The organism is Streptomyces toxytricini (genome assembly GCF_014649915.1).
GTDB classification, from domain to species: Bacteria; Actinomycetota; Actinomycetes; order Streptomycetales; family Streptomycetaceae; genus Streptomyces; species Streptomyces toxytricini.
The window spans coordinates 76827-77741 of record NZ_BMTY01000003.1; the positions used below are offsets into that span (position 1 = coordinate 76827).

General features: G+C 74.5%; 1 protein-coding gene. It reads right to left on the minus strand.

The window, feature by feature from the left end:
• Nucleotides 1–914 (minus strand): conjugal transfer protein (locus IE170_RS04390; RefSeq protein ID WP_229884591.1); only part of this gene is annotated, 914 nt, incomplete at its 3' end.
• Nucleotide 915 lies beyond the last annotated feature (1 nt).

A 915-nucleotide genomic window follows, 5' to 3' on the forward strand; every position in this document is an offset into this window, starting at 1 on the left:
CGGCGGGTGACGCGCGCGGGCCGGGTCGACTGCTCAGCGGCGACGGCCCGCATGACGGCCCGACCGGTCGACCTGACCGCAGCGGGCGGGGTGGATTCCTCCTCCTCGACCGGCAGCAGGTCGGCTGGGGCGGGGGCAAGGGCGGGAAGCGGCTGGTCAGAGGTCAACCGTTCCGTACCGGTCTGTTCCGGTTCCTCCGCATTTACGGGGTCGATCGGTCGGGTGGACCGGTCGACCTCCAGCTCCACCGTCACCCCGCTCCCGGACTCGACCGGTCCGACCGGAAGAACCCGGTCGGCCGGGGCGGTCGGGGCAAGGGCGAACATGGCGGACAGGGCCGCCTGCGCGCCGGCGGTGAGCTGGTCGCGCTGGACGTCGAGCAGCTTCTCGCCCAAGGCGAGGTCACCGGCGCCGACCTTCCGCGCCAGCTTCCACGACTCAAGGTCGGACTTGCGCCGCACCTTCTCGTCCGGGTGGTTCGCCGCGCGGGCCCGGTGGTAGGCCATTGCCTGGACCACTTCGGCGGCGCGGCGTTCGGCCTCGGCGTCGCGGCCGTCGCGGTAGACGACGATCCGCCGGGCGAGGAACGCGGCGCCCTCCGCACTGGCGGTCATGCCCAGCGGGGTCAGGGCGTAGATGACCATCTCGCCCGGCGTGGTGGCGGCCATCGCCGACATCGCCGATGCGGCCGCGGGAAGAGCCCACAGCCCCGCCCGGATGACCAGCGGCGCCGACTGCCCCAGCAGCGTCAGGCCGAGCAGCACGATCGCCAGCACGGCAGTCGCGCCCTCGCCCGCGGCGACCGCGCCGAGCGCGGTCCCGGAGCCGTAGGCGCCCCTGATGTTGGAGAACGTGCCCGCCCCGCCGGCCGCGCCGGTGGCGAGCATCGGCACGAACGCCGCCCCCAGAACCAGC